Here is a 3,419-nt window from a genome sequence, read left to right as displayed (position 1 = left end):
GGGATTTTACCTGTTTTGAAATAAAGTTGCCTTGCATAATATGTTCCGCAGTTGTGCAGCTTATTGGACTCACCACAAATAAACTCAAGAATTGCTTTAAGCTCATTATTGGGATTAATTAAAATTTGTTGACACCCAAACATTTTATTGACCTCCTTAGCTGTCATTAAACAATATATCAAAGACCAACAACGAATATAATTGCTTCTTCCCCTTGGTCAGTCGCTCGGCTTATATCCCCACGGATAAATCCGGGGGCTTTACGCCGATTCTCGGTAAATCTATCGCCTGGTTAGATCCGAGATAGGAAAGGTCAAATCTTAAACATTCCCTTCAAATTTTAACTTTTTTTAAGTTTTCTCTCTACCCTCCCTGGAAACGGCCCGATATTCAGGCATCTCGCCAAGAAGGTTGCAAAGGGCAGGAACCGGAATTAGCGCATATCCCGTCTGGTTTTGCTGCCTCTGTCTTCTCTATAGCCCCACCCGTGAATGACTCTGTTGGCGAATCCAGAAAGAGACCTCTCCCCAAACCCCTCCCCTCCGAGGGGAGGGGCTTTGATTCTCCCCCTTCCCTCGGAGGGAAGGGGGTTGGGGGGTTAGGTCTCCCTTTAACCAACTTCAGTCCGTGAATTTGTCAGTTATTTTGACCCATGCCCCGTAATCAAGCCAGTCCCCAAAAAACGAGTATTTTTACTTATAGCTATTCTATCAAACAGGTGATATAGTTGGAGATTGTTAGGGCACGTAGCTCAGGGGATAGAGCACCAGATTCCGGTTCTGGGTGTCGGGGGTTCAAATCCCTCCGTGCTCGTTGGGTGATTAACACTTCATAAAAAAGGGGGCCAGTTTCAAACCGGCCCCCTTTTTTTATGCTTGTCGTTAAAGTTCGTCCCCAGTTCTTCCCTGCACCCCTTTGACAATGCGGGAGAGTTCGGTTTTTTCGTCTACCGAAATCCGAGAGGGAGAACCACTGATAATCCCTTCATAATTGCGGAACGAATCTTTAATATCCGGTCCATTGTGACTAATCGAGTATTCCCGAATGCCTTTATCATGCCAAGAACCGCGCATTTTAAAGACGTTAATCGCCCGGGACATTTCCCCGCGAATTTCCACATAATGCAACATCAAAATCGTATCCGTAATGGTAGAAATATGGGATTCCGTAATTGAATGAGAACCCATAAATTGGTCCGTAGTATTGGTAAAAAACCCCGTGATTTCCTCTTGTTTGGCATAGCCCGTTACCCCAATCACAAATTGACGAAACGCATTGTTACTGACACCACGAGCTAAAGCCGATAAAGAATCAATCGCAATCCGAGCCGGTTTAAACTCAGAAATATCGGTTTTAATGATTTGTAAATGGTCTTCCAACCCGGTAGACTCGGGATAAGCACAGAGAATTCTTAGCAATCCCTTCTCTTCAAGTTCTTCAAAATCAATCCCCCAGGAGTAAGCATTTCTGAGCAGTTGAGCGCGGGATTCTTCATAAGCAAACATCATCGCCCGTTGGCCACTTTTACAGGCATCCTCCAAAAATTTGCTGACCAGGAGGGTTTTTCCGGTGCCGGTTGCGCCGGTTGCCAGAATAATAGAATCCTTGAAAAATCCACCGCCACACATGGTATCGAGGGTTTTGACTCCGGAAGAAACCCGGACATTCGAGGAGCGTTGAGTGAGGCGCATTGCGCCGAGGGGAAAGATATTAATCCCTTCATTGGTGATGGTGAAAGGATATTCTCCTTTCATGTGGGTGGTGCCGCGCAATTTCAAAATTTCCAGGGTCCGGCGACGCCGTTCGCATTCTAAGACGTTGCGAACAATCACCACATTATCGGAGACGAATTCTTCCACCCCAAACCGCGCCACGGGTCCATATTCTTCGACTCGTTCCGTGGTCATAATGGTGGTCGCGCCCACTTGTTTGAGACGGGCGACTAACCGAAAGATTTCCCGACGGACCACTGAGGCGGCATCATACTGTTGAAAGACAGCGGTTACGGAATCAATAGAGACTCGTTTGGCTTTGTATTTGCGAATGGCATACTGAATTCGCTCAATCAGGGCAGAAAGGTCAAAATTTCCGACCACATCTTGTCCTTCTGGATCTGGCGAAGCATCGAGAATAAAGAGTTTACCTTGGTCAATTAAACTTTGCAGGTCCCAGCCAAAACTATAAGCATTTTTGATAATATCGCTGGGAGATTCTTCAAAGGTGACGAACACCCCGGGTTCCTCAAAAAAGGTGATGCCGTTATAGAGGAACTGAACCGCAAACAGGGTTTTACCTGTACCGGAGGTGCCGCTGACTAAGGTTGTTCTACCGACAGGCATTCCGCCATGACTGATGTCATCAAATCCCTCAATCATGGTCCGGATTTTATGGACGCCTAGGGGCATACGTTCTTCGCTTTCTCCAGATGGCTTAGTAAGATTCATAGGGCGAGTTTAAAATGACAAGAAGGCTAGGGATGGGGGATGATGGACCTAGGATTGTCAAGGTGTATTTGTAGGGGCTTCGATGAGATGGCCTCAAGAGGGTTTGGAGACCAAACCCCTACATCAGATCAGAGGGTTTGGAGACCAAACCCCTACATCAGGGAGCGGGTTTGGAGACCAAACCCCTACATGAAACAACGATTTTTTGTCATTAAATTTACCACCTTGACAGGGCTAGGGATGATGGACCTAGGATTGTGAATTAATTAAGAGAATTTTGGACAGGTTTGAACCGATTGATTTTACTCGAATTCTCGCTCTTCTCGTAATTCTTCATAGAGGAGGTCTAAACCAATCAAGACTTTTTCGCGGTCCGAGAGGTCTCCGATGATTTTGCGGACGGGAGGGGGCAGGATTTTGGAGAGGGTGGGGGTTGCCAAGATTTTATCCTCTTCTGCGAGTTGAGGATTTTTCAATACATCAATAACTTTGAGGGCATAAACCCCTTCAAATTCTTGCTCTAAAATATCTTTGAGGGTTTTTAAAGCTCGAACTGAGTTGGGTGTGTTCCCGGCAACGTAAAGCTTGAGAACGTAGTTTTTTTTGGGGTTAATCATGGATTCACTTTGTGAAAATTGAGCGAAAAAAAAACGGGGTGGGAGGACTAAAAATTGATTAAGCATCTCGGGGAATTGAGCGGCGATACATTTCACATAAATGAGCGATAATATCAATGAGAGTTAATCGGTAGTCTAAGAGAATTTCTTCACTGCGACCTTCGAGTTTAAGTTGTTTAGAAAAATCATCCATTAAATCCATTTGACACTCCCCGGTCTAAAGACACGGGGATTCTTGCATAGCCTTAGACCAAAGCCTAATTCTAATGGGCGCTGCTCATTTCGCCTCTAATAAGTCGGCTCAAATCTAGTTTGAACTTTCCCTTTACGTTTAGTTTGCGAAGGATATTGGCAGCGC

2 protein-coding genes, 1 tRNA gene and 1 pseudogene are annotated in these 3,419 nt (G+C 45.4%); 1 reads left to right on the top strand and 3 read right to left on the bottom strand.

The window, feature by feature from the left end:
• Positions 1-740: 740 nt before the first annotated feature.
• A tRNA-Arg gene (locus tag J0895_RS00170) sits at positions 741-813 on the top strand.
• A gap of 68 nt (positions 814-881) precedes the next feature.
• Here J0895_RS00170 and kaiC read toward each other — a convergent pair.
• The 3 genes and pseudogenes from kaiC to J0895_RS00155 form a co-directional block, all read right to left on the bottom strand.
• Positions 882-2,444, bottom strand: coding sequence for a circadian clock protein KaiC (gene kaiC / locus J0895_RS00165; RefSeq protein ID WP_207086132.1), 1,563 nt, complete (start codon positions 2,442-2,444; stop codon positions 882-884).
• 302 nt (positions 2,445-2,746) lie between these two features.
• Positions 2,747-3,061, bottom strand: coding sequence for a circadian clock protein KaiB (kaiB, locus tag J0895_RS00160; protein ID WP_207086131.1), 315 nt, complete (start codon positions 3,059-3,061; stop codon positions 2,747-2,749).
• Positions 3,062-3,119: 58 nt separating this feature from the next.
• Positions 3,120-3,272, bottom strand: a pseudogene (locus tag J0895_RS00155) (circadian clock protein KaiA); the annotation flags it as partial.
• Between the last annotated feature and the right edge of the window lie 147 nt (positions 3,273-3,419).

The organism is Phormidium pseudopriestleyi FRX01 (genome assembly GCF_017313335.1).
In the GTDB taxonomy this organism is placed as follows: Bacteria; Cyanobacteriota; Cyanobacteriia; order Cyanobacteriales; family Laspinemataceae; genus Laspinema; species Laspinema pseudopriestleyi.
The sequence above is the reverse complement of the archived record's forward strand: the minus strand, read 5'-3'. Positions and strand labels throughout refer to the sequence as shown.

Excerpts from the sequence above, each read along its gene's own strand:
- kaiB (WP_207086131.1), bottom strand. The coding sequence starts at position 3,061 with ATGATTAACCCCAAAAAAAACTACGTTCTCAAGCTTTACGTTGCCGGG.
- kaiC (WP_207086132.1), bottom strand. The coding sequence starts at position 2,444 with ATGAATCTTACTAAGCCATCTGGAGAAAGCGAAGAACGTATGCCCCTA.